The sequence below is a fragment of the Chitinophaga pinensis DSM 2588 genome, from assembly GCF_000024005.1.
Lineage (GTDB): Bacteria > Bacteroidota > Bacteroidia > Chitinophagales > Chitinophagaceae > Chitinophaga > Chitinophaga pinensis.
In genome coordinates this window covers 1,533,435-1,555,700 of record NC_013132.1, presented here as the reverse complement: position 1 = coordinate 1,555,700, position 22,266 = coordinate 1,533,435, and the positions used below count along the sequence as shown (strand labels likewise).

Annotated in this window: 24 protein-coding genes and 1 tRNA gene; 11 read left to right on the top strand and 14 right to left on the bottom strand. The window is 45.5% G+C overall.

Annotated features, from left to right (window positions below):
• Window positions 1-53 precede the first annotated feature (53 nt).
• Entirely contained in the window at window positions 54-536 is a 483-nt protein-coding gene (locus CPIN_RS36400; protein WP_012788978.1) for a DUF4240 domain-containing protein, read from the top strand.
• 50 nt (window positions 537-586) lie between these two features.
• Here CPIN_RS36400 and CPIN_RS06460 read toward each other — a convergent pair whose 3' ends face one another.
• The 3 genes from CPIN_RS06460 to CPIN_RS06450 form a co-directional block, all read right to left on the bottom strand.
• The gene (locus CPIN_RS06460; protein WP_012788977.1) at window positions 587-1,222 is read right to left on the bottom strand and encodes an ExbD/TolR family protein; all 636 of its coding nucleotides are present in this window, start codon (window positions 1,220-1,222) and stop codon (window positions 587-589) included.
• 84 nt (window positions 1,223-1,306) lie between these two features.
• The gene (locus tag CPIN_RS36395) at window positions 1,307-2,176 is read right to left on the bottom strand and encodes an AraC family transcriptional regulator (RefSeq protein ID WP_012788976.1); all 870 of its coding nucleotides are present in this window, start codon (window positions 2,174-2,176) and stop codon (window positions 1,307-1,309) included.
• Window positions 2,177-2,218: 42 nt separating this feature from the next.
• The gene (locus CPIN_RS06450) at window positions 2,219-2,578 is read right to left on the bottom strand and encodes a SnoaL-like domain-containing protein (RefSeq protein ID WP_012788975.1); all 360 of its coding nucleotides are present in this window, start codon (window positions 2,576-2,578) and stop codon (window positions 2,219-2,221) included.
• A gap of 123 nt (window positions 2,579-2,701) precedes the next feature.
• Between CPIN_RS06450 and CPIN_RS06445 the strand changes: the two genes are divergently transcribed.
• From CPIN_RS06445 to clpX, 9 genes are all read left to right on the top strand, one after another.
• Window positions 2,702-3,868, top strand: a complete 1,167-nt coding sequence (locus tag CPIN_RS06445; protein WP_012788974.1) for an acetyltransferase domain-containing protein — start codon at window positions 2,702-2,704, stop codon at window positions 3,866-3,868.
• Window positions 3,869-3,975: 107 nt separating this feature from the next.
• Window positions 3,976-4,980, top strand: a complete 1,005-nt coding sequence (locus CPIN_RS36390) for an AraC family transcriptional regulator (RefSeq protein WP_012788973.1) — start codon at window positions 3,976-3,978, stop codon at window positions 4,978-4,980.
• 17 nt (window positions 4,981-4,997) lie between these two features.
• Window positions 4,998-6,167, top strand: a complete 1,170-nt coding sequence (locus CPIN_RS06435; RefSeq protein WP_012788972.1) for a M20 metallopeptidase family protein — start codon at window positions 4,998-5,000, stop codon at window positions 6,165-6,167.
• A gap of 38 nt (window positions 6,168-6,205) precedes the next feature.
• A complete protein-coding gene (locus tag CPIN_RS06430; protein WP_222838184.1) occupies window positions 6,206-7,411 on the top strand; it encodes an MFS transporter in 1,206 nt (401 codons plus the stop codon).
• Window positions 7,412-7,501: 90 nt separating this feature from the next.
• Entirely contained in the window at window positions 7,502-8,419 is a 918-nt protein-coding gene (locus CPIN_RS06425) for an arginase family protein (RefSeq protein ID WP_012788970.1), read from the top strand.
• 104 nt (window positions 8,420-8,523) lie between these two features.
• Window positions 8,524-8,605 (top strand) — tRNA-Leu (locus tag CPIN_RS06420).
• A gap of 224 nt (window positions 8,606-8,829) precedes the next feature.
• Window positions 8,830-10,206 (top strand): trigger factor, encoded by a 1,377-nt coding sequence (locus tag CPIN_RS06415; protein ID WP_012788969.1) that lies wholly within the window; start codon window positions 8,830-8,832, stop codon window positions 10,204-10,206.
• Window positions 10,196-10,900 carry an ATP-dependent Clp endopeptidase proteolytic subunit ClpP gene (gene clpP, locus CPIN_RS06410; protein ID WP_012788968.1) on the top strand — a complete coding sequence of 235 codons (705 nt, stop codon included), beginning with the start codon at window positions 10,196-10,198 and terminating at the stop codon, window positions 10,898-10,900. Before CPIN_RS06415 ends, clpP begins: the two co-directional genes overlap by 11 nt.
• A 102-nt stretch (window positions 10,901-11,002) precedes the next feature.
• Window positions 11,003-12,238 carry an ATP-dependent Clp protease ATP-binding subunit ClpX gene (clpX, locus tag CPIN_RS06405; protein ID WP_012788967.1) on the top strand — a complete coding sequence of 412 codons (1,236 nt, stop codon included), beginning with the start codon at window positions 11,003-11,005 and terminating at the stop codon, window positions 12,236-12,238.
• 69 nt (window positions 12,239-12,307) lie between these two features.
• Here clpX and CPIN_RS06400 read toward each other — a convergent pair whose 3' ends face one another.
• A complete protein-coding gene (locus CPIN_RS06400) occupies window positions 12,308-13,321 on the bottom strand; it encodes a hypothetical protein (RefSeq protein WP_012788966.1) in 1,014 nt (337 codons plus the stop codon).
• 200 nt (window positions 13,322-13,521) lie between these two features.
• Window positions 13,522-13,872: a hypothetical protein gene (locus CPIN_RS06395; protein WP_148230514.1), complete on the bottom strand. Its 351-nt coding sequence runs from the start codon at window positions 13,870-13,872 to the stop codon at window positions 13,522-13,524.
• An 86-nt stretch (window positions 13,873-13,958) separates the two neighbouring features.
• On the opposite strand from CPIN_RS06395, the gene CPIN_RS06390 reads away from it, so the two are divergent.
• On the top strand, window positions 13,959-14,168 hold the full coding sequence (locus CPIN_RS06390) for a hypothetical protein (RefSeq protein ID WP_012788964.1): 210 nt from the start codon (window positions 13,959-13,961) through the stop codon (window positions 14,166-14,168).
• Window positions 14,169-14,580: 412 nt separating this feature from the next.
• Here the strand turns inward: CPIN_RS06390 and CPIN_RS06385 are convergent, their stop codons facing one another.
• The 9 genes from CPIN_RS06385 to porX form a co-directional block, all read right to left on the bottom strand.
• Window positions 14,581-16,206 (bottom strand): NADP-dependent glyceraldehyde-3-phosphate dehydrogenase, encoded by a 1,626-nt coding sequence (locus tag CPIN_RS06385; protein WP_012788963.1) that lies wholly within the window; start codon window positions 16,204-16,206, stop codon window positions 14,581-14,583.
• Window positions 16,207-16,408: 202 nt separating this feature from the next.
• On the bottom strand, window positions 16,409-17,548 hold the full coding sequence (locus CPIN_RS06380; protein ID WP_012788962.1) for an acyl-CoA dehydrogenase family protein: 1,140 nt from the start codon (window positions 17,546-17,548) through the stop codon (window positions 16,409-16,411).
• The gene (locus CPIN_RS06375) at window positions 17,545-18,465 is read right to left on the bottom strand and encodes a ComEA family DNA-binding protein (protein ID WP_012788961.1); all 921 of its coding nucleotides are present in this window, start codon (window positions 18,463-18,465) and stop codon (window positions 17,545-17,547) included. Before CPIN_RS06375 ends, CPIN_RS06380 begins: the two co-directional genes overlap by 4 nt.
• Window positions 18,466-18,534: 69 nt before the next feature.
• Window positions 18,535-18,867 (bottom strand): hypothetical protein, encoded by a 333-nt coding sequence (locus CPIN_RS06370; RefSeq protein WP_044217998.1) that lies wholly within the window; start codon window positions 18,865-18,867, stop codon window positions 18,535-18,537.
• 33 nt (window positions 18,868-18,900) lie between these two features.
• Window positions 18,901-19,263 carry a hypothetical protein gene (locus tag CPIN_RS06365; RefSeq protein WP_012788960.1) on the bottom strand — a complete coding sequence of 121 codons (363 nt, stop codon included), beginning with the start codon at window positions 19,261-19,263 and terminating at the stop codon, window positions 18,901-18,903.
• The gene (locus tag CPIN_RS06360) at window positions 19,260-19,526 is read right to left on the bottom strand and encodes a hypothetical protein (protein ID WP_012788959.1); all 267 of its coding nucleotides are present in this window, start codon (window positions 19,524-19,526) and stop codon (window positions 19,260-19,262) included. Before CPIN_RS06360 ends, CPIN_RS06365 begins: the two co-directional genes overlap by 4 nt.
• A 41-nt stretch (window positions 19,527-19,567) precedes the next feature.
• Entirely contained in the window at window positions 19,568-20,332 is a 765-nt protein-coding gene (locus tag CPIN_RS06355) for an MBL fold metallo-hydrolase (protein ID WP_012788958.1), read from the bottom strand.
• Entirely contained in the window at window positions 20,329-20,661 is a 333-nt protein-coding gene (locus CPIN_RS06350) for a hypothetical protein (RefSeq protein WP_012788957.1), read from the bottom strand. The genes CPIN_RS06355 and CPIN_RS06350 overlap by 4 nt, the downstream gene beginning before the upstream one ends.
• A 31-nt stretch (window positions 20,662-20,692) precedes the next feature.
• Window positions 20,693-22,246, bottom strand: coding sequence for a T9SS response regulator signal transducer PorX (gene porX, locus CPIN_RS06345; protein ID WP_012788956.1), 1,554 nt, complete (start codon window positions 22,244-22,246; stop codon window positions 20,693-20,695).
• Window positions 22,247-22,266: the final 20 nt, after the last annotated feature.

Genomic DNA, 22,266 nt, shown 5'->3' with positions numbered 1-22,266 from the left:
GTACATTAGTTCTAACCCGGCACTTATTCCACGACATACAAAATCTGTCTTTTATGAACGCAACAAGATTCTGGGAAATCATTGAAACGGCGTGGACAACAGATAGAGATTTATATAATTTGAGAAAAACAGCGCTTACGACCAATGATCCCAACTTAATCAGGTATCTCGGAAACATTGTTTCCACAGAGATCACAGACCATATCCAGCAACAGCTTATTTATCTGGATGAGCGGGAATTAACCAAATTTAATCACGTCATGGAAGAAAAGCTCTTCCATATAGACCGTGAAGAAATCCATGAACGCATTGGCGGTACAGATGACGGCTTCCTGCACCGAAGATGCTTCATCGTCGGCATGGGAGAACAATATTATGATATGGTGGATGAAAATCCGGCTGTCGCCACTATGAACGTCTCTTCTGGTGAGATCGGTTTTATTGGCTATAGTGTGTACCAGGACAAATTCGGGGAAGAATTTGAAAGATATTGTCTTCATTGTATTGAGTCCGGCTCCAATTCAAGGGGCTGGTAACAGAAAAGGGGCTACATAGATATGCAGCCCCTTTTTAGTTGCAATGTCTACTAATCCTCCGCAGCAGCAGTTCCTTCTGGAGCTGCCTCCAGACTGGTCACCAGATTCAGGTGCTGAATATTCTTCTCCTTAAAAGTTTCCATTACACGTTTCACCTTAGGATAAGGTGTTGCATTATCTGCCTTGACGCAATACTTCAATGCTTTAAGTCCCGCTCCCTGAGCAGATTGCGCATATTCTATCCATACAGCCAGTTCATTATTCGCAGTATCAACAGGGATACCGGTCTCACCGGCATATTTACGTCTGTCGGACGTTTTCAGACCAAGGTATTCTTTCAGGTGATGCAGATCAGTGCCCACACTTGCCCCCAATATGTAGGCATTAATCTCCTTTTCAGACAAGCCCAGCTTAAACTGTGTATTAATATCTTCTATTAATTGCTTTCTTTTTGGTTGTCCATCTATTTCAAAAAACACACGTCCGGCCTTATCTATACTTACCAATATGACATCAGAATCCGGGAGGAGTTTTGTATTGATAGAACACGGGGTGACAATTGCCACTGGCTCATCCGGCTTGAAACTAGTGGTCATAATAAAGAAGTTAAGCAACAAAAAAACGACATCACACATGGCAGTCATATCAACGGCAGTGGACTTCCGGGCCATTTTTATCTTTGGCATAGCAGCTAAATTTTGACAACAAAATTCAGCTTTACAGCAGGCGCCGGAAAGGCGTATTTGCTCCTTTTTGCTATCTATTTCTTCCTAGATGGATTGCTGTTGCCGGAAACTGGCGGGACTAAGACCGGTGTGTTTGGTGAAGTATTTGATAAAATGCGTAGTCTGCGAAAAGCCCAGTTCAAACCCGATTTCCTTTACAGTCATTATTGTAAAAGAAAGCAGGCGTTTGGCAGCGACCAATACATGATCATCTATGAATTGTTTAGGAGATTTGCCAGTCACACTCGTAGTTGCCTGATTCAACCGCTTCTCTGTAATACGCAGTAGTGCTGCATATCCGGCCACGGTTTTCATGGTCTTATAATGTTTTTCTATCAGCACAGTATATCGTTGTACATACTGCATATCGGGTCCTTTCACATGATTGAAAGCATGTGTGGCGGTATACTCTCTTCCGGAAAAGATCAGAAAATTCTGTAACAGGTTTCTAAGCAACATTCTGCTGAATTCATCTTTGGGTTTCCGCAATTCAGCCGTCATTGTTTCTATCAACCCTTTATAGGTGGCAATATCCTGCAGGTCTATTTGTCCGCTGCCACTGAATAAGGGATGCTGATGCAGTAGTGCAAGATCATGTTCATCCCGGCAAACGAAATCTTCCGTAAAGTTAATCACGATGCCCTCATACCGGGCGTTGGGATCGAAGGTATGTACGCTGCCCTTAGCTATAAAAAAAGTAGTATATGGGCGGATAGTAACAGGAGAGAAATCTATCGCATGATGTGCAATGGCGGTAAAAAAAATCAGCACCTGGTAATTGTTTGTTCTCAGCGGTTGTGACAACAACGCATAGTGCTGTTCGTGGAGTTGCTCCATAGTGAATATTTCCAGCCCGATGCTGTCTTCCTGCAAAAACGTGTTATTGATCGTCTGATGTTTTTTCGGCCCTTTCATTATCTGCTGATAGTTCTCTCCCGAAAAGATAGCACATCTTCGTCACATGTAGAATTGCTCGGAAATGATCTTTCCATCCTTCACCTCGTATACACACAATTCTTCCATGTTCATTCTATCTTGTCCTTTCATCGTCATATCCATTTTGAGAACAACGGCGAAGGAGGAGCCGGCGATCAATGGTGCAGAGAGTTCAATACCATGCATCTCCTCGGTCATAGACATAAACTTTTGTCCTTTCTCAAAGATCTTATCAAGACCTTTGGTATCCTTTTCGAATTCAGGCGTTGCATAAGGCTCTATACTTACAGCATCTTTAGCAAACAGTTCTTTTTGTGCTGTTTCAAATTCGCCTTTTTTACAAAGCTCAACAAGGCGGTTAGCGATTTCTTGTGTAGTCATGACAATGGTGGATTTTTTGGAGTGTCCTCTAATTTAAACCAAATTCAGGAAAGTTATTGCTGTGCTGCCCAAACATCGCTATATTCACAATAGTATCAACCATACCTGTAAATAACGTAGCATATGCAGTCATCCACTCCCCGTATTGCATCTATAGATATTCTGCGTGGCATTGTAATGATCATTATGGCCCTTGATCATACCCGCGATTTCTTTCACAATACAGCCATGACTGCTGATCCCCTGGATGTTGACACGACGACGCCCTGGTTATTTTTCACACGCTGGATCACACATTATTGCGCACCGACATTTGTATTTCTCTCGGGGATGTCGGCATACCTTGCATCTCAACGAAAAACACCCGCTGAAGCAAGCACGTTCCTTTTAAAAAGAGGCTTATGGCTGATCATTGCAGAACTGGTGATTGTAACACTGGGACTCACTTTTAATCCGCTTTACAATGTCTTTATCTTACAGGTGATCTGGGCGATAGGTTTCAGTATGGTGATACTCGGCTTATTGATGCGGACTTCTTTTAAAGTGATACTGATAACAGGACTGATACTTTTCTTCGGACATAATATCCTTGATTATTTTAATCTGCCAGGCAATTTCTGGAAGCTCTTTTTTACTTCATTTGGTACCGTAATTCCTATCGGTGGTAATCGTTTCATATTCGCGTTCTATGCAGTATTACCATGGACCAGCGCAATGCTGCTGGGTTACTGTGCCGGTTACTATTTTAAAAGCAATATATCCGCCGAAACACGCAGGCGTTTTCTGCTGATGGCAGGCAGTGCTGCTATCCTGTTGTTCATTGTACTGAGAGCCATTAACAGGTACGGTAATCCTACACCATGGGAAGCACAGCAAAACGGCTTTGATACTTTGCTGGAGTTTATCGACGTCAGTAAATATCCGCCTTCACTGGACTTTCATTGTATGACACTGGGACCAGCCTTACTGGCGCTGGCGGCACTTGAGCAAGTGAAAGGACGCTGGCAGGAAATTGCACGGGTATATGGCAGTGTGCCTTTCTTTTATTATGTACTTCATTTCTATCTGTTACATCTTCTGCTGGTGGCTGCATTCTTCCTGAGCGGCTATACTACAAAAGATATTGTTGATCCGAATATTCCATTCTTATTCCGTCCGGCAAATTTCGGTTATCCATTACCGGTAGTATATCTGTTATGGATAGCAGTTGTTGCAGTACTATATAAGCCGTGTAAATGGTTTTGGGAATACCGGAAAACGCACAACCAGTGGTGGCTGAAGTATATTTAGCAGCCAATTCATCTGAAGTTTCATCGCAGTACCGGGACATACATTTGGGAAGTAGCCAGAATTATTACAACCAGAATTTATTACAGTCACCGGTTAAATGCCTGAACATGACCTCCAGCTTATATCCCCCGGCACTGCATTTCGGCATTCCCGAAGCGATGCAGCCACATGTCCGGACATCAGAGAGCCTGCCGGAAAGATATCAGCAATACCGGATCGCACAAGCCACTGAAACAACGTATGCAGAAGCACCCTTTGGCAGTTACATCACACAACAGATCAGCGAACCCGACTGGGTTATCAGCTGGCAGCACTGTTTCGTGAAAGAAAAAGTAAGATTGCGCCCCTCCGTTGCACAACCCATGCTTGCAATGTATTGCATCCTGCAGGGCAATATCTCGTGCCGCCTGCAGGGAAAGGGAAAACTCATGCTGATAGAAAAGGAATTTGGTATCTATTACATTCCTGATCATTCTGACAACACAGCGGATCTGCGACCCGGTTATTATGAGATGATATGTATCTCTTTCTCTCCCGCATTCCTACGGCAATTCATTGCCCATCATCCTTCTTTCGAAGAGATCTTTCAGCTGCAACAGCGGCAGGCCCGCCGCGCGTCTATGTTGCCCGCTATCCGTATGGAAGTTGCTGACCTGAAAGTGTTGCTGGAAATGCGGCAATCGCCAGCTGCCGCAGAAGCACTGAAGCCATATATTGATACAAGGCTCCATGACCTGCTCACCCTTTATTTCAACGCTCTGACACCCAAATACCTGCAGAACAGCGATCAGGCACAAAAGCTGCGGCAGACCTGTCAGTATATCCAGGAGCATTATCACCATCATCTCAGCATTGCTGAACTGAGCAAGCAGGCCGGCATGCACATCAATACTTTTGAAAGAGCTTTCAAAGAACTGCTCAGCGTATCGCCCAGAGGATATATAGAGCACTTACGCATGAAAAAAGCAGCTTCTCTGCTTGCGCAAACATCCCTCAGCATTAAAGAAATCAGTATCAGCAGTGGGTATCGGGGCGCTAACTACTTCACTGCTGTATTCCGCAAGCGTTATCGTTGTTCTCCGAGAGAATTTCGGAAAAACCACTTAACTTGACGGAAAATGCTGCATAGATGGACGCACAACTAACGGACAGGCTTATTCAGATCAGGAGACAGATTCACACACAACCTGAATTAGGGTACGAAGAAGAAAACACATCCCGCCTTGTACAACAGGAATTAGACAGACTGGGAATAGATTATATTTCAAATGTTGCCGGCACAGGCGTTATCGCCACACTGACACGCGGACAAGGTCCCTGTGTAGCTATCCGTGCAGATATGGACGCTCTTCCTATGCAAGAAGAGACGGGTTTGCCATTCTCCTCTGCGATAAGCGGGAAAATGCATGCCTGCGGCCATGACATTCATACTACCATGCTGATTGGTGCTGCAGCTTTGCTGAAGGACATGGATTTCCGTGGTTCCATTAAATTCCTTTTTCAGCCCTCTGAAGAAGGTCCGGCTAATGATCCGGAGAAGAAAAGTGGCGCAAGGAAATTTGTGGAGGCCGGTCACCTGGATAATGTACAGGCGGCGCTGGGATTACATGTAGATCCGTCCTTACCGGTCGGACAAATATCTTATGCACTTGGTCCCGCCCTGGCATGTACCGGATTCTTTACCATTGAAGTAAGAGGAAAAGCGGCCCATGCCGGCGCTTCACCACAGCTGGGCATAGATGCGGTATTGATTGCGTCGCAACTGGTACAGTCAGCCCAGGCGATTGTATCCAGGCAAACGCCTCCGATGGAGACCGCCGTATTGTCATTTACCAAGATCAACGGTGGCGTAGCCCCCAATGTGATTGCAGACAAGGTCATACTGGAAGGTACCATCCGTGCCCTGAACCTGGATATTTATGAAGGCGTGGTGGCACACCTGCAACAGATCATTGACGGTTTAAAGCTGATCCATCGGACAGAGATTATATTTGACCTCTACTTCACCATCCCTAGTGTACTCAACAATAAGCAAGTGCATCGTCAGTTGCAGGTCAGTCTGACCGATGTATTCGGAGAAACCAACACCCTGGAGAAAGTACCTTTACTTGCCGGAGAGGATTTCTGTTATTACTCCCGTAAGGTACCTTCCATGTTTTATCTGCTGGGGGCGCAGGATCCGGCTTCTCCGGAATACTACCTCCACCATCCGAAAGTCATCTTCAATGAGGCTTGTATTCCTTTCGGCTCCTCTTTTCTGGCAAAAGGAGCTGTTGCTCTTCTGGAGGGCTTCCGGTAATTGTCGTAACTTTGCGCCTTTATCAGAATTCTCAGGGAATGGAACAGAAACACTTAGGAAAGGGAGATACAGCATTCATGGCGGCCTGCGCGGGACTAATCGTCGCCAACATCTACTATTGCCAGCCGCTGATCGTATTAATGGCCAAAGAATGGGGGTTACATGAAAGTATAGCAGGAAGGGTAACCTATCTGACACAGATCGGTTATGCCATGGGACTGCTGCTCTTGGTACCCCTGGGAGATATTCTCGAACGCCGTAAACAGATACTTTTCGGTACAGGCGCTGCTATCGTAGCCCTGCTGATGGCGGCCACGGCACAAAACTTTATCATTTTACAGATAGCCAGCGTCCTGATCGGGATCTGTAGTATTATACCGCAGCTGATCCTGCCATTAGGTGCAACCCTGGCAGCAGATCATAAACGTGGCAGTACGATCGGCGCCATTATGGCCGGTCTGCTGGTAGGCATACTGGCTTCCCGTAGTCTTAGCGGCGCCATAGGTTCATTATACGGCTGGCGAGCCATGTATTATATTGCAGCAGGCGTCTGCGCTGTATTGATGGTACTGATGCGACTCCGTTTTCCGTTGAGCCAGCCTTCCTTTAATGGCAATTATGGGCAGTTAATGAAGTCAGTAGCCCATTATGCTATGACACAACCACTGTTAAGACAGGCGGCCGTGACCAATGCACTCTCTTTTGCTGTGCTAAGCGCTTTCTGGGTAACGATGGTATTATTCCTCTCCGCAGCTCCTTTTGGATACAAGAGTTTTGAAATAGGGCTGTTCGGACTGGCAGGAGCTGCAGGCGCACTGGCTGCTCCGCTGGTAGGAAAGATCAGTGACGGACGCGATCCCCGTAACAATATTATTATAGGACTGGTATGTGAGTTATTGAGCTTTATCGGCTTTTACTTCACCGGCAGTGGTATTTTCCTGCTCCTGGCGGGCATCATCATTCTTGACGTAGGCCATCAGGCGGTACAGGTCACCAACCAGACCATTATATATTCTATTCTCCCGGAAGCGAGGAATCGTTTCAATACGGTATTTATGACTTCCACTTTTATTGGGGGGGCAACAGGTTCCGCTATGGGACTGTTCCTCTGGAAAGTTGGTCACTGGCCGGCAGTATGCCTGGGTTGCTGTGTCATAATTACTGTCAACATCCTGCTATTCTTCAGAAATAAGGCGAAAGCAGCACGTAATGCAGCAATAGAAATGGCACTGCAGAAAATTTAAAGCAGCCACTGCGTCCAGGCTTTGCGTGAAAGCACTTACCTTCGGTACACAACTGTTCTGTCACGTTAAACGACACTAAACCGTATACCGATGCGTAATTTCATGATCATTGAGGCCCCATCCAACCTGGGTTTGAAAGAACCGCGTCCAGGTGTGGAACCCGGTGTACGTTTTCTTCCGGAAGCACTACGCCGGAACGGCTTTTCCAGAGAAGCCGGCATCACTCAAGTTATCAATGTTCCTGCACCTCCATATACGATGGATATAGACCCGGACAGCCAGATCCGGAATGCCGATGCCATTTGTGCTTATAGTCAGCTACTGGCAGAAAGGGTTTGTGAGGCCGTTCAGAAGGATATTATCCCGATCGTTATAGGCGGCGACTGTAGCATCCTGATAGGTACTGCCCTGGGACTGAAGAGTACCGGTGGCAGCTACGGATTGTTTTCTATGGATGGACACCATGATTATATGTTACCCTTCCATTCCGGCACTGCCGGGGCGGCAGGTATGGGCTTAGCGATCGTATCCGGCAACGGACATCCTAAATTGTGCGATATCCACTCTTTGCGACCATATATAATGGAGCAGCACATCTATGCTTATGGGAACCGTGAGCTGGATGAGGAATATGTACAGATTATCCGGGACAGCCAGGTCCATTATTATGACCTGCCGTCTATCCGGGCGAGAGGGATACAAGCCATAACGACGGAGTTCCTGACGATGATGGGGCATTCGGGACTGGACGGATTCTGGATCCACCTGGATGTAGATGTACTGGACAATGATGTCATGCCTTGTGTGGACAGTCCGGAAGAGGGTGGCCTCTCCTACCTGGAACTGGAAGAAACCCTGATACCATTAGTTAACTCCGGATATTTCAAGGGGATGCATATTACGATCCTTGATCCTACACTGGACCCTGACAACCGATATACACGGACTTTTTCCGAGCGGCTGGCCCATCTGTTGAGACCCGTTGTGGAAGGACTGACAGTGAGTTAAAAATTCTGTTGGGTCTGATTTTTTTTATTCATAAAAAAACATACCTTCGCAGTCCTTTTCCCAGTATTTCTGTACTGGGAAAATAGTTCTTACAAATATTAAATGCGGGTGTGGTGAAATTGGTAGACACGCCAGACTTAGGATCTGGTGCTTCACGGCATGTAGGTTCGAGTCCTATCACCCGCACTTTTTTTGACGCTTAATGCAAGATGCTGACCGCTTAACGCAGAGACTGCCTCAGCATTAAGCGTTTTTTTTATCCGGCAACCGGCTTCTGAAAATTGCCATTAAGGCGCTAAGTCACCAAGTAACTCCCACATAGCTGCCATTCCTTCGTGCCTTTGTGACTTCATGGCAGAAAATACAAACAAGGAATTATTATTGCTTCATACAAGAACATTTAAACTATTATGGCAACCGTTACCAGAGAAAACATCGGTTTATTGAATGATAAGATCACTGTGAAAGTGAGCCAGGAAGATTATCTTCCCAATTTTGACAAAGCAGTAAAGCAACTCAGCAAAACCGCCAATATACCAGGATTCCGTAAAGGAATGGTACCTGTAGGCATGGTAAAAAAGATGCATGGTCAGGCCATTTTCGCGGATGAAGTATTGAAAACAGTGGAAAAAGAGTTGATGGGATATATCCAGAACGAGAAGGTGGAAATATTTGCACAGCCACTGTCCCTGGACAAAGAAGCGAGAAATTTCGATATCAATAGCCCGTCTGAATACAACTTCGATTTCGAAATCGGTCTGAAACCAGCTTTCGAAGTGACTCCACTTGAGTCCGGAAAGACTACCCTGACACGTTACAAGATCAAGGCTACTCCGGAAATGCTGAACGAAGAGATTGAGCGCCTGCAGTTAAGAGGTGGTAAATCTGAAGAAGTTGAAGCGATTTCTTCTGAAAATAATGTACTCGGCCTGAATGTTGTTGAAACAGACGCTCAGGGTACGCCTGTAGAGGGTGGTCTGCAGAAAGAAGTTTCTTTCCTCGTAAAGAATTTCTCTGCGGCTACACAGAAAGAACTGCAGGGTAAGAAAAAAGAAGATAGCATTGTAGTGCTGGCTTCTGCTGCGATCGATGCAGATAAACTGGTGTGGTTCCAGCACGACGTACTGGGTCTGCACGAAGATATCTCTGCGAAATACTATAAACTGACTATTACCAAGGTAGAATTAATAGAGAAAAGAGAACTGAACGAAGAGTTTTTCAAAGAAGTATTCAATGCTGAAGAAATCACTACTGAAGCAGCCTTCCGCGAAAAACTGCAATCAGAAATAGAAAAATCCTGGGATGCCGAAAGCCGCAACCGCCTGCACAACGACCTGTTCGAAGTGCTGGTTCACGAGACGCCTATTGAGCTGCCTAAGGATTTTCTGAAACGTTGGCTGCAGACCGGTGGCGAAAAGCCAAAAACCGCTGAAGAAGCTGACAAAGAATATCCAGGTTTTGATCATCAGTTACGCTGGACACTCATCAGCGATAAACTGATCCGCGAAAATCAGCTGGACGTTTCTTTCGACGAGGTGAAAGAAGCTGCTAAACAGAAAGTTATGGGCTATTTTGGTGGTGCTGCTGCTACCGATGGCGCTGACTGGCTGGACAGCTACCTGGAGCGTCTGCTGCAGGATGAGAAATTCGTGGACCAGACCTACCGCGAAATGGTGACCCAGAAATTGTTTGATTGGGCAGAAAATAAGGTAAATGTGAAGGAAGAGGAAGTAACAGCCGAAGAATTTGCTAAATTACCTAATAAACATCACCATCATGAACATTAATAACGAATTCAGGAAATATGCCATCCAGCATAGAGGGATCAGCAGCCTGGTAGTAGATAGCTATACCCGTCATCAGATCAATGCCCTGACGCCAAACATCATCGAGGAACGCCCGATGAACATGGCAATCATGGACGTGTTTTCTCGTTTGATGATGGATCGTATCATTTTCATGGGAGACCCTGTAAATGACTATGTAGCGAATATCATTACTGCTCAGTTACTGTTCCTGGAATCTACAGACCGTACCCGTGATATACAGATGTATATCAACAGTCCAGGTGGTAGCGTTTATGCAGGTTTAGGTATATATGACACAATGCAGATCATCGCTCCTGATGTAGCAACTATCTGTACTGGTATGGCCGCCTCTTTCGGCGCTGTACTGCTGGTAGCTGGTACAAAAGGTAAGCGTACCGCGCTGAAACACGCAAGGGTGATGATTCACCAGCCTCATGGTGGTGCAGAAGGTCAGACTTCCGACATCGAAATCACTGCACGTGAGTTCGTTAAGCTGAAAAAAGAGCTGAACGAAATCATCGCTACCCATTGCGGTCAGCCAGTGAAGAAAGTCGAGAAAGACTCAGATCGTGACTATTGGATGACTGCTGATGAAGCAAAAGAATACGGCATCATTGATGACGTACTCACCAGAAATCCAAGAAAACAGCAGGAAAACAACACTCCGCAATAATAGATTACGGAAAAAGTTAAATGAAAAAGGGTGCGAAAATGACTTTTCAGCACCCTTTTTTTATCTAATTCCATTCCCCCTTTTAATGTACCTTTGTAAGCTATGAAAGAGTCCAAAATCCGTTGCTCATTTTGCAACCGTTCAAAAGATGAAGTGCAGATACTGATTGCTGGTGCTGAAGGTCATATCTGTGAGAACTGTGTCGCAAACGCGCAGGAAATCATAGAACAGGAGCTGTTTCAGCAACAAGGCAAGAAAGCGCCTTCCCACTTCGTTCCTAAGGTGGCGAAGCCGGTAGAGATTAAGAAATTCCTGGATGAATATGTAATTGGACAGGACGACGCGAAAAAAATACTGGCCGTTGCCGTTTATAACCACTACAAACGTCTGAATCAACAAGTTGGTGATGACGATGTGGAAATCGAGAAATCCAATATCATCATGGTAGGAGAAACCGGTACGGGTAAAACCCTGCTGGCTAAATCTATCGCACGTCTGCTGAATGTACCGTTTACCATCGTAGATGCGACCGTATTTACGGAAGCAGGTTACGTAGGTGAAGACGTAGAAAGCATCCTGACCCGCCTGTTACAGGTATGTAACTACGATGTAGAGGCTGCTGAACGTGGTATTGTATATATCGATGAGATCGATAAGATCGCACGTAAAAGCGATAACCCTTCCATCACCCGCGACGTAAGCGGTGAAGGTGTACAACAGGGTCTGCTCAAACTGCTGGAAGGTACCGAAGCACTCGTACCACCACAGGGCGGTCGTAAACACCCTGAGCAGAAACTTATCAAAGTAAATACACAGAATATCCTGTTTATATGCGGTGGCGCATTCGACGGCGTTGATAAAATCATCAGCCGCAGGGTGCAGACACACAGTATCGGCTTCACCGTTAACACTGACAGAGAAGAAGAGAACAAAAAGCACATTCTTCGCTACATCAATTCCCAGGATCTCAAGGCTTTCGGTCTGATCCCTGAATTGCTGGGTCGTCTGCCGGTAGTGACTTACCTGAACTCACTCGATCATGAAGCGCTGAAAGCTATTCTGACCGAGCCGAAAAATGCACTGGTAAAACAATACAAGAAACTGTTCAAAGTGGAAGGTATTGAGCTGGTAATCGAAGACGATGCAGTAGATTATATCGTTGAGAAAGCAATGGAATATAAACTCGGCGCACGTGGTCTCCGCTCCATCTGTGAAGTGGTACTGAGCGACGCAATGTTTAACCTGCCTTCTTCTAGTGAAAGTACCTTTGTACTGACAAGGGCTTATGCAGAAGAAAGACTGGACAAATCGACTCTCGTACAGCTGAAAGTCGCTTAATAAACGCACTATACTAATACTACAGGGAAATAAAAAAGGCGTCCGCTATTCACGGACGCCTTTTCTTTTTTACAGACTATCCCGCGTGATCACCGCCTGCTCTTCATCACTTCTCACAGCAACCGTATAATAGGAATAACGTCCTTTCATATCTTTCAGGGTCACCTTAAATCTGGCAGTACTATCTTTTTTATGAATATGGTACTTCAATGAGAACAACGAGGGTAATGCATAGGGAGCGCTCATGGTTTTATCAGCTGGCTCGATCTTCCCTTCCAGGCTTTTTATAGCAGTCATGCTGATGTCCTTTCCTGTATGCTCCATGACCAGCTCATCCTGCTCACCATAACTGTTTACTTTCCTTACATCAAAGATCCGCTTGTCTTCTATATGCCCAACTTGCTTCAGCGATAGGTTTTTAACCCCAAATAGGGCCATATTACGGTTCTTTAAGGTAATTCCCCTAAGCGCATCAATGCGGACCCATTCGGGCTGAATAGTGGGTATATGATCATCAAATAGCTCAGCCAGGTTTTCCGCACGATAAAACTGGCCACTTAGCGTATCTGCCACCTGCAACAGCAAAGCGGAATCTTTCACAGATAATACTTTCGCATATATCGGCCGCTCCCGCTCACCAAAGACTTTCTTACCAAACCTGAGATAGTCATTCTCAACAGCATGATTGAGCTGTTCCCTGATACCGGCGGTATTGTTCCAGTCAGCCCGCTCACTGTTACCACTAAAGCTCTCCACTTCTGTCCTTATTATATTGACGCCAAAGAAGACCAGCAATCCAATTAACAGCACGCCTGGAAGTAGAAAACTTATCAGCGGAGCGCCAGGGTCATACAACTTCCAGAGCGCTTCTTCATGCAGCTCATTGACCTTATACGATTTACGCTTGTTTTCCTTACTACGGGCAATCCATTCCGCGTCTACCGGCATAACAGGAAGATAAAAGAGATGCATATAGTGTTGTACATACTCAAAGCGGCTGATATCAGCCGGTACTTCCATTTTTAACTCGGAAGGATAGATCGTTTTCCTGACATAGGAATTAGTGCCAAAAATGAATAACATAGGTATAGTCTTATAAGGCAGGGAATAATGTCATAGCAGTATTACTATTGATGGGCATAAGCCGTTGCCCGATGTATATCTTCAGCACAAACCGGCCATAGCAAAGACGGTTATGCCGGACTAACATATACGATTAAGTTAGCAGCAGCAATCTTCTTTCTAATAATGCGGCTTATACCTGATGCGTTTTTTATCATGCTTCATAGGATATGCTTTTCCGTGTAGTACGCAGCCAGTCCTTTTACAAGGAAGGCCAGCGCCACGACAGTGATCAGCATCAATGGTCCCAGACAGGCCCAGAGAGAAACACGGGGATGATAGATAGCATTGAGTTGCGCAGCTATGTCCTCCGGCAATTTTTCAATCACATTCTCTTTATTACGTGCATACCAGCCGGCTTTCGTCGGTAACACCGGGATCTGACAGATGTGAAAGTAATACTGGACATATTCGAGTTGCAACGCGCCAGGCATTGCGTCAATGCATCCTGCCTCTTCTTTGGATAGGGCTCGCCTGGTAAAATGGCGGATTCCAACAGGTATTCTGCTCATAGGTATAGGGGATTGCTCCGGCAAAAATAGAATATAATTCATACTTACTGCATTTTCTCCTACCTTTAAACTCAAAGTAATACGATATGGACCTCTTAAAAGAACTTCAAGAAAAAGCCGGACTCTCCAATGAGCAGGCAGTGAAAACTTTCGAAATACTGAAAGAGTATGTAAGGGGAAAAGTGCCCGTATTTCTGTCAGGTACTGTAGAAAAATGGTTTGCAGATATTGAAAAAAGAGCAGGCACTAGTGGCACAACCGATGAAAGTAAAGAAAATGATTTCCTGGAGCACTAAACCAGGAGTAAAGGATAATAAAAGGCCGATCTGTCTGAGACAGATCGGCCTTTTTCCTTTTCGTCCGGTAGTCGATCACATACCTGGGACTTACTAACAGTTAGAGCGATCGTTTATACACTCTCCGCAGGACAAAAAAACATCCGCTTTGTGGAAGCGGATGCTTTTCTTGTGGGTTGCGTAAAAATGTTTCGATTGTCTTTCTTTTTGTTGAAGGTTGATAAATGGTAAAGAGTGATGAATTAACCCAAATTTAACGTTCTTAATCCACAATTCCATCACCCTAAGCCACTAACAGTCATTTTTTTGCAAAAAAAGATAATAATAATCTTCACATTATAATTTTAAAATATAGTTAAACAACTATATCATAGTGTTGTAACAATTATTTTACCCTCGAATAATATTTTGATCAGAATATATATTTTGTTGATAAAAAGTTTGAAGTCTGATCATTTACGATTCGATTGAGCAAATTTTTGTTCATTTCCGATTGTTTTGTGGCAACCATTGAACGAATCGAAAATGCACGCAATGCATCTGGTACACTTAATGTACCTTCTGCAGAATCCTTACGTCCTGTGAACGGATATACGTCGGGACCACGCTGACACTGGCAATTGATATTAACGCGGCTTACCTGGTTCACCAGCGGATCTATCAGCGAAGCCAGTTCGTCAGCATCATTGGAGAACAGGCTTACCTGCTGACCATGATCTGATTCAATCAGGTATTCGATCGGCGTTTCGATATCATCAAATGGGATGACTGGAATTACCGGACCAAATTGCTCCTCTCTGTATAATTTCATCTTATCGTTTACCGGATATAACACCGCCGGGTACACGAATGATTCATAGGCAGCACCGCCGTTTTCATTGATGATCTTTGCGCCGTTGGCAATGGCGTCATCAATACACTCCTTCAGGTAAGCCGGTTTCTGCGGTTCTGGTAATGGGGTCAGGAACACGCCTTTTTCCCATGGCATACCGATTTTCAGCTGGCTGATAGCGGCACTGAGTTTCTGCAGGAATACATCTGCCACTTTGCTGTGCACAAATATGATCTTCAGGGCAGTACAACGCTGTCCGTTAAATGACAATGAACCCAGTACCGTTTCCTGTACCGCAAGGTCAAGATCCGCCTTATCAGAGATAATAGCAGCATTTTTAGCATCCAGTCCGAGGATGGCTCTCAGACGGTTTACTTTCGGGTGCATTTTCTTCAGCTGATTAGCCACCCTACTGCTACCTATCAGTGTCAGGACATTGATCTTACCCGTTTCCATCAACGGACCGATAATTACGTTACCACGACCGTAGATGGTATTTACAACACCTTTCGGGAAACAGCTGGCAAAAGCTTCCAGCAGTGGATAGTGTAATAAAGTACCGTGTTTCGGTGGTTTGAACAGTATTGTATTCCCCATGATCAGCGCAGGGATCAGCGTGGTAAAGGTTTCATTCAGCGGGTAGTTGAATGGTCCCATACAAAGCACTACGCCCAATGGAGAACGCCTGATCTGGGCGATAATACCCTGTTCAATTTCAAAGCGGCTGGAGTTGCGGTCCAGATCTTTAAGTGCGTCTATGGTCGTGTTGATATATTCGATAGTACGGTCAAACTCTTTAACGGAATCGGCATAAGATTTACCGATCTCCCACATAATGAGTTGAACGATCTCCGGTTTCTTTTCGATCATCTTACCCGTGAATTTCTCCATACAGGCAATACGTTCAGGAACCGGCATTGTAGGCCATTCTCCGCGACCGTCATTGTAGGCGAGTACTGCTGCATCCAGCGCGGCCATCGCCTCTTCCGGGCCACATAAAGGATAGGAACCAATCACTTTTCTCTCCAGTCCGTTGGCTGTCTGAATACAGATCGGAGATAACACTGTATGCACATCGCCATTCCATGGTTTCATCTCACCACCTGAAAGGTATTCCCGCTGATGTACTTCCTTCTCCAGCCTGTATTCGGCTGGAATTGCGTCAGCTGTAGGGAACATTTGGTGTAATTGTTCTTCAAAGCTCATGACATAGTTAATTTAGTCAGATGAAGATAAGAAAAGGTGTGAAGAGAGTATAGCCCACATGCCTCAGTCTTTGAAATTGATAACTATTTCTGTCTTTCATACAAGTAATAGCGGAAAACGGCAGCCAATATGGTCCTTAAAACAAATAAAAAACCGCCGGGCAACGCCCGACGGTGTGACCACTTATAACAATCTGTTCCTATTATTTTAACGCTTCGCGGGCGATCACCAGCTTCTGTATTTCAGAAGTACCCTCTCCTATTGTACACAATTTGGCGTCACGGTAGAATTTCTCCACCGGGAAGTCTTTTGTATAGCCATAACCACCAAAGATCTGTACAGCTTCATTAGCTGCTTTTACCGCCACCTCTGAGGCATAGTATTTCGCCATAGCGGCGTGTTGCGTCACCTTCGCCCCTCTTGTTTTACCATCTGCGGCCTGCATGGTCAGTAATTCTGCCGCCATGATCTCTGTGGCCATATCCGCCAGTTTAAATGAGATACCCTGAAAACTGGCAATTGGCTTGTCAAACTGGTGTCTTTCCTGTGCATATTTCAACGCAGCTTCATAAGCGCCTTTTGCGATACCAAGCGAAAGTGCGGCGATAGAAATACGTCCGCCATCCAATACTTTCATCGACTGAATAAAACCATCTCCTTCATTACCCAGCATGTTGGCTACCGGTATACGACAATTGTCAAATATCATTTCTGCGGTCTCAGAAGCCCGCATACCCAATTTATTTTCCTTTTTACCACCACTGAAACCCGGCGTTCCTCTTTCCACCACAAAAGCGCTCATACCATGGCTATCCCTGACATCTCCCGTTCTCGCGATCACAACGGCCACATCGCCGCTTTTACCATGTGTAATCCAGCATTTGGTACCATTGAGTACCCATTCATCTCCTTCCCTGCGTGCTACGCATTTCATATTCATGGCATCAGAACCTGTATTCGGCTCTGTTAGTCCCCAGGCGCCAATCCATTCAGCACTGGCGAGTTTTGGCAGATAACGCTGTTTCTGCTCTTCTGATCCGAATTGCAGAATATGACCGGTACAGAGTGAATTATGTGCTGCCACGCTCAATCCGATAGCGCCACAGATCTTTGCTATTTCACTGATCACGGTGACATACTCCAGGTATCCCAGGCCGCTGCCGCCATATTTTTCGGGTACGAGTACGCCCATAAGCCCCAGTTCTCCCAACTGTTTGAATAACTGAACAGGAAAAGATTGATTCTCATCCCATTCAAGGATATAGGGTTGCATATGTATCTTTCCGAAATCGCGAATCACCTGTGTAATCTGTTGCTGCATTTCAGTGGGCTCAAAGTTCATAAAGGGGAATTTTCTGTTTTGATGTAATGTTCAATTTTACGATAAATACTATCATCTACCAATGGTATGCCAAGAAGGTCATCCAGTCGCCTGAAAGCCCCGTGGTTACTACGATACAGTATGATTAACCGCGCCAGTTTATAGCGGATATATGGATGTTGTGCCAAAGATTTTTCATCCGTCTGATTGAGGTCCAGTTTTTTTAGTGAAACTGTAGACAATCTGAGGTACGGTTGAATTTTATTAAATGTACTGTCCGGCAATCCGAAAGTCTCGCCTATCTGTGCGACTGTATAGAATCCGCCCAGCCTATCCCTGAATTTCACAATGCGCGCTGCCAGCACCGGTCCGATACCCGGGAGTGCTTCCCATTGCATTGAATCAGCGGTGTTGATATCCAGTTGCGGGATGCGCTTTCCCACCTTATAAGGTTGTCTGGCAGCAAAGGCAGTCCCTGACGGATAACCGGTATCTTTTTTCGCTACCGGGGCGGAAATACGCACGTATGGTAACAGTTCACAGGCAAGTACAGGCGATAGTCCATAGATCCGCAACAGATCTTCTTTACGGCGGAATTGCCCTCCCTTATCCCGATAGCGTGCTATCATCCGGATAGTACGCTCCGGTAGCCCGAGCGCGCTCCATCCTTCAGCATCAATTGTATTCGGATCAAAGTAAAATCGCTGGTGATGTTTTACGTCATCACTTCCTTTAACAGCTGTCGCAGACAAAGACGAACGGAATGCCCTGACCTCAGCCAGCAAAGTACTGTCCGTCTTCAGGGCTGCCGGTGGCATACAATACTCCCACAAAGCAGGTGTTGCTGCACAGACAACTGTTACTAATAACAGTAATAAAATTCCCTGCCGTTCTTTGACTGAAAAGCTGCAATAAGCCTTCCATAATGCCTGCTTCATGGGTTAACGATTTTAAAGCAGGGCAAATTATCGCATAAATAGCCGGATTTGGTTAATACGAAGTTAAACTCACCGGAGAATAACAGTGGCTGTCAGTGAAGGCGTACAGTCCATTACCTTGCAGTGTGCAAATGATTCTCCGGGCGCCAGTTCAAACCTGATTTTGTCACCTGGATGCAGCCCATCTCCCAGATGGCCTGTACCGGAAACGTGTGCTTCAAAAACATGTTCATAACGTGCTCCGTTGTGACAGTTGGTCCAGGCTACACCATAATCCCGGTTAGTGACTGCCACAACGGTTGTTGTGCAGGACTGATATACAACGATGCCTACATAATATTGATCCTCGTCTTTACGGCAGCCAGTGAAGAGCAGCCATAAAAGAATGCTACAGAATAACAAAGAGGTTGATCGTATATAGATAAAATTTTGAGGTTAATTGCCGGTAATCACAATCGTCTCATAGTTGATAGGGCCACAATCCCCCATATCGCATTTCATTTCTGGTTCTTTCTGAACGATATTGAAGTTAAATGCTGCTTCTGCCGCTATGCCATTCCGGTTAATGATATTGACACCGATCACATGTTGGAAAGTCTGCTGATTGTGGCAGTTGGTCCATTCCGCACCAATATCTTTATTCAGCACCTGTACAACGGTCGTTGCGCAGGAAGAATAGATGATCTTGCCTCTCAATCCTTTCTGAAGGATGTTATTATCCTTCGCGTCATCTTTGCTACAGCCGGCTGATGCCATCAACAGGCCGCTTAACAGTATCATCGCAGATAAAGGTTTCATGTAAGGGATATTTTAGTCAGTTGTCGGTAATACGTATCGTTGCTGATCCGAAAGAAGCACACGCCATCACTCAATGTAGTATTGAGTACATGTTCATAGGTTTGCTGATCATGACAATTGGTCCATCCGGAGCCTGTATTGCTATAAAGTACCACTCTTCCTTCGGATCCTTTTTCTGATGCGGATTGATCGTCATTCTTATCACAGGCAGGGAGAAACAGGAACAGCCCTGTTAATGACAGTGAAACAGCTACAAATCGCATAGAAGGGGATTTCCAGTAAAACGGGTATTACAGGCTAAAAGTTACAGTATCACTTCCAGGCCGTCATAGGCGAGCGCCATACCATGCGGCAGCTCTGCAGATACTTCTTCATGTAATCCCAGCTGATGACTGATATGTGTAAAATAAACCTGGGGAACGCCCAGTTCTCTGGCAAGTTCGATGCCTTCGCCAAGCGTAAAGTGAGAGATATGTTTTTCTTTTCTGAGGGTATTCAATACCAGCACTTTGGAACCGATGATCTTCTTTTTTTCTTCTTCGGCGATAAAGTTGGCGTCGGTGATATAAGTAAAATCGTTAAAGCGGAATCCCATCACCGGCATACGGTGATGCATTACATTGATAGGGGCGATATCCAGTCCGTTAACATTGAAAGACGCATTGGTCAGTGTACGCAGGTTTAGCTCCGGAATACCGGGATATTTCTGTTCTGCGAAAGCATAGGAGAACTCATTACGGATCACCTGCTGACTGAATTCCGTCGCATAGATATCAATGGCCCGCTGCTGGAAATAGTTGAAAGCGCGGATATCGTCCATACCCGCGATATGGTCTTTATGTGAATGGGTGATCAGCACTGCTTCCAGGTGTTTTACACCGGCTCTGAGCATCTGATAACGGAAATCCGGTGTGGTATCTACCACAATATTACCGGCGGGCGTATCACTGATCAGGATGCTGCTGCGAAGACGCTTGTCCTTTGAGTTGGAGGAAACACAGACCTGACAGCCACAGGCGATTACAGGTACGCCCTGTGATGTACCTGTGCCTAAAAAGGTTACTTTCAATTTTCTGAAGGTTGTTCGGGTGAAGGTGATTTTTCTTCGGTGTTGTCTTCTGCGTCCGGCGCATTCCTGTTTTCCAGTACCTGTTTGTAAAGTTTCAGGGACTCCGGCGACAGCATAGTTTCATCCAGATCCATACCGCCAAGGATATCAAGGAGGGTATTGATACGGCCTTCCAGGTTCAGGAATTTGTTAACTACAACCACCTTCTTGTGCTCAAGTACACAATAGCCTGAGTTGAACGTTCCTTTTTCAAAACGCAACTCATACTTAGCCTCTCCAAATATTTTTTCGAGGCGGGTGAGGTTATTGGGCGTGACTTTAAAATTCATTCGGCAAAAATAAGGAAAAAGCCGGGAGCTCCTATTTACTCACCAGTCTGGCCACAGGTACGATCACTTCTTCCAGTGATATACCGCCATGCTGAAAAGTATTCCGGTAGAAATTAACAAAGTAATTATAATTATTAGGATAGCAGAGATAGCCGTCTTCTTTCGCAAATATATAAGAGGAATTCACGTTCGGCCTGGGCAGTCCGGCTTCTTTCGGATCTCTGAACGCCAGTACTTCCTTTGCCTCGTAATTAAGGTTACGGCCATGCTTATAGCGCAGATTGGTAGTGGTCTGCTTATCTCCGATCACTTTGATCGGCGTTTTGACGCGCACGTTACCATGGTCGGTCGCTATGATCAGGTTTATCTTTTTTTCCGAGATTTTTTTCAGTGCCTGGTGCAGCGGAGAGTGTTCAAACCAACTGGCGGTAATGGAGCGATAAGACATTTCATCTGCGGCCAGTTCCTTCAGCACTTCCATTTCGGTACGTGCGTGACTGAGCATATCCACGAAATTGTAGACAATGACATTCAGGGGATAGGCCATCAGGTTGTGAATATTGTTAACCAGGTGCTGTCCGTCATTATGGGTGGTTACCTTGGTGTAGGAAAACCGTGTATCCATTTTCAGGCGGCGCAGCTGGTCGGCAAAGAAATGTTCTTCATGCAGGTTTTTCCCACCTTCCTCATCGTCATTTTTCCATTCCTGCGGAAAACGGCTTTCAATATCTACCGGCAGCATACCCGCGAAAATCGCGTTACGGCTGTACTGGGTAGAGGTAGGCAGGATACTATAAAAAGTATCTTCCTGCACCAGACGGAACGATTCCAGGAAGATCGGCAAAATGGCCTTCCACTGGTCCAGGCGCAGGTTATCTATTATAATGACAAAATTGGCGACTTCGCTGTCCAGGGAGGGTACGATCTTATCCCGGAACAGGGTATGCGACATTACAGGTGCCTCCTTGGCCTTGGGACTTACCCAGCTGGCGTAGTTACGGCTGATAAATTTGGCAAACTCCGTATTGGCTTCCGCCTTTTGGGTATTCAGTACTTCCAGCAATTCCGGACTGTTGGTTTTACCCATTTCCATCTCCCAGTATACCAGTTTCTTGTAAATATCCATCCATTCATTGTAGTCAGGGTTGGAGTTGAGCGCCATAAACAGGCTGCGGAACTCCTGTTGGTAAGCGATGGTGGTCTTTTCAGCCACAAGACGCTTGTTGTCAATGATCTTTTTCAGGGACAGGAGTACCTGGTTAGGATTCACGGGTTTGATCAGGTAATCCGTGATCTGTGAACCGATAGCTTCATCCATCACATTCTCTGCCTCATTCTTGGTGATCATCACTACCGGGATCTGCTGATCGATCTCTTTGATCTTACCCAGCGTTTCCAACCCGGTTATACCCGGCATAGATTCATCCAGGAGCACCACATCGACCACCTGCTCCTTCAGGAACTCAAGCGCGTCATACCCATTGGTGAGTGCTGACACTTTGTAGCCCTTTGTTTCCAGGAACATAATCTGTGATTTCAGTGATTCTATCTCGTCATCTACCCAAAGTATATTTATTTGACTCATTCAAGTAAGGTGTTTATAGT

What these genes read in the sequence shown, in the direction of transcription:
- CPIN_RS36400 (WP_012788978.1), top strand. Translation starts at nt 54, where the DNA reads ATGAACGCAACAAGATTCTGGGAAATCATTGAAACGGCGTGGACAACA.
- CPIN_RS06460 (WP_012788977.1), bottom strand. Translation starts at nt 1,222, where the DNA reads ATGCCAAAGATAAAAATGGCCCGGAAGTCCACTGCCGTTGATATGACT.
- CPIN_RS36395 (WP_012788976.1), bottom strand. Translation starts at nt 2,176, where the DNA reads ATGAAAGGGCCGAAAAAACATCAGACGATCAATAACACGTTTTTGCAG.
- CPIN_RS06450 (WP_012788975.1), bottom strand. Translation starts at nt 2,578, where the DNA reads ATGACTACACAAGAAATCGCTAACCGCCTTGTTGAGCTTTGTAAAAAA.
- CPIN_RS06445 (WP_012788974.1), top strand. Translation starts at nt 2,702, where the DNA reads ATGCAGTCATCCACTCCCCGTATTGCATCTATAGATATTCTGCGTGGC.
- CPIN_RS36390 (WP_012788973.1), top strand. Translation starts at nt 3,976, where the DNA reads ATGACCTCCAGCTTATATCCCCCGGCACTGCATTTCGGCATTCCCGAA.
- CPIN_RS06435 (WP_012788972.1), top strand. Translation starts at nt 4,998, where the DNA reads ATGGACGCACAACTAACGGACAGGCTTATTCAGATCAGGAGACAGATT.
- CPIN_RS06430 (WP_222838184.1), top strand. Translation starts at nt 6,206, where the DNA reads ATGGAACAGAAACACTTAGGAAAGGGAGATACAGCATTCATGGCGGCC.
- CPIN_RS06425 (WP_012788970.1), top strand. Translation starts at nt 7,502, where the DNA reads ATGCGTAATTTCATGATCATTGAGGCCCCATCCAACCTGGGTTTGAAA.
- CPIN_RS06415 (WP_012788969.1), top strand. Translation starts at nt 8,830, where the DNA reads ATGGCAACCGTTACCAGAGAAAACATCGGTTTATTGAATGATAAGATC.
- clpP (WP_012788968.1), top strand. Translation starts at nt 10,196, where the DNA reads ATGAACATTAATAACGAATTCAGGAAATATGCCATCCAGCATAGAGGG.
- clpX (WP_012788967.1), top strand. Translation starts at nt 11,003, where the DNA reads ATGAAAGAGTCCAAAATCCGTTGCTCATTTTGCAACCGTTCAAAAGAT.
- CPIN_RS06400 (WP_012788966.1), bottom strand. Translation starts at nt 13,321, where the DNA reads ATGTTATTCATTTTTGGCACTAATTCCTATGTCAGGAAAACGATCTAT.
- CPIN_RS06395 (WP_148230514.1), bottom strand. Translation starts at nt 13,872, where the DNA reads ATGAGCAGAATACCTGTTGGAATCCGCCATTTTACCAGGCGAGCCCTA.
- CPIN_RS06390 (WP_012788964.1), top strand. Translation starts at nt 13,959, where the DNA reads ATGGACCTCTTAAAAGAACTTCAAGAAAAAGCCGGACTCTCCAATGAG.
- CPIN_RS06385 (WP_012788963.1), bottom strand. Translation starts at nt 16,206, where the DNA reads ATGAGCTTTGAAGAACAATTACACCAAATGTTCCCTACAGCTGACGCA.
- CPIN_RS06380 (WP_012788962.1), bottom strand. Translation starts at nt 17,548, where the DNA reads ATGAACTTTGAGCCCACTGAAATGCAGCAACAGATTACACAGGTGATT.
- CPIN_RS06375 (WP_012788961.1), bottom strand. Translation starts at nt 18,465, where the DNA reads ATGAAGCAGGCATTATGGAAGGCTTATTGCAGCTTTTCAGTCAAAGAA.
- CPIN_RS06365 (WP_012788960.1), bottom strand. Translation starts at nt 19,263, where the DNA reads ATGAAACCTTTATCTGCGATGATACTGTTAAGCGGCCTGTTGATGGCA.
- CPIN_RS06360 (WP_012788959.1), bottom strand. Translation starts at nt 19,526, where the DNA reads ATGCGATTTGTAGCTGTTTCACTGTCATTAACAGGGCTGTTCCTGTTT.
- CPIN_RS06350 (WP_012788957.1), bottom strand. Translation starts at nt 20,661, where the DNA reads ATGAATTTTAAAGTCACGCCCAATAACCTCACCCGCCTCGAAAAAATA.
- porX (WP_012788956.1), bottom strand. Translation starts at nt 22,246, where the DNA reads ATGAGTCAAATAAATATACTTTGGGTAGATGACGAGATAGAATCACTG.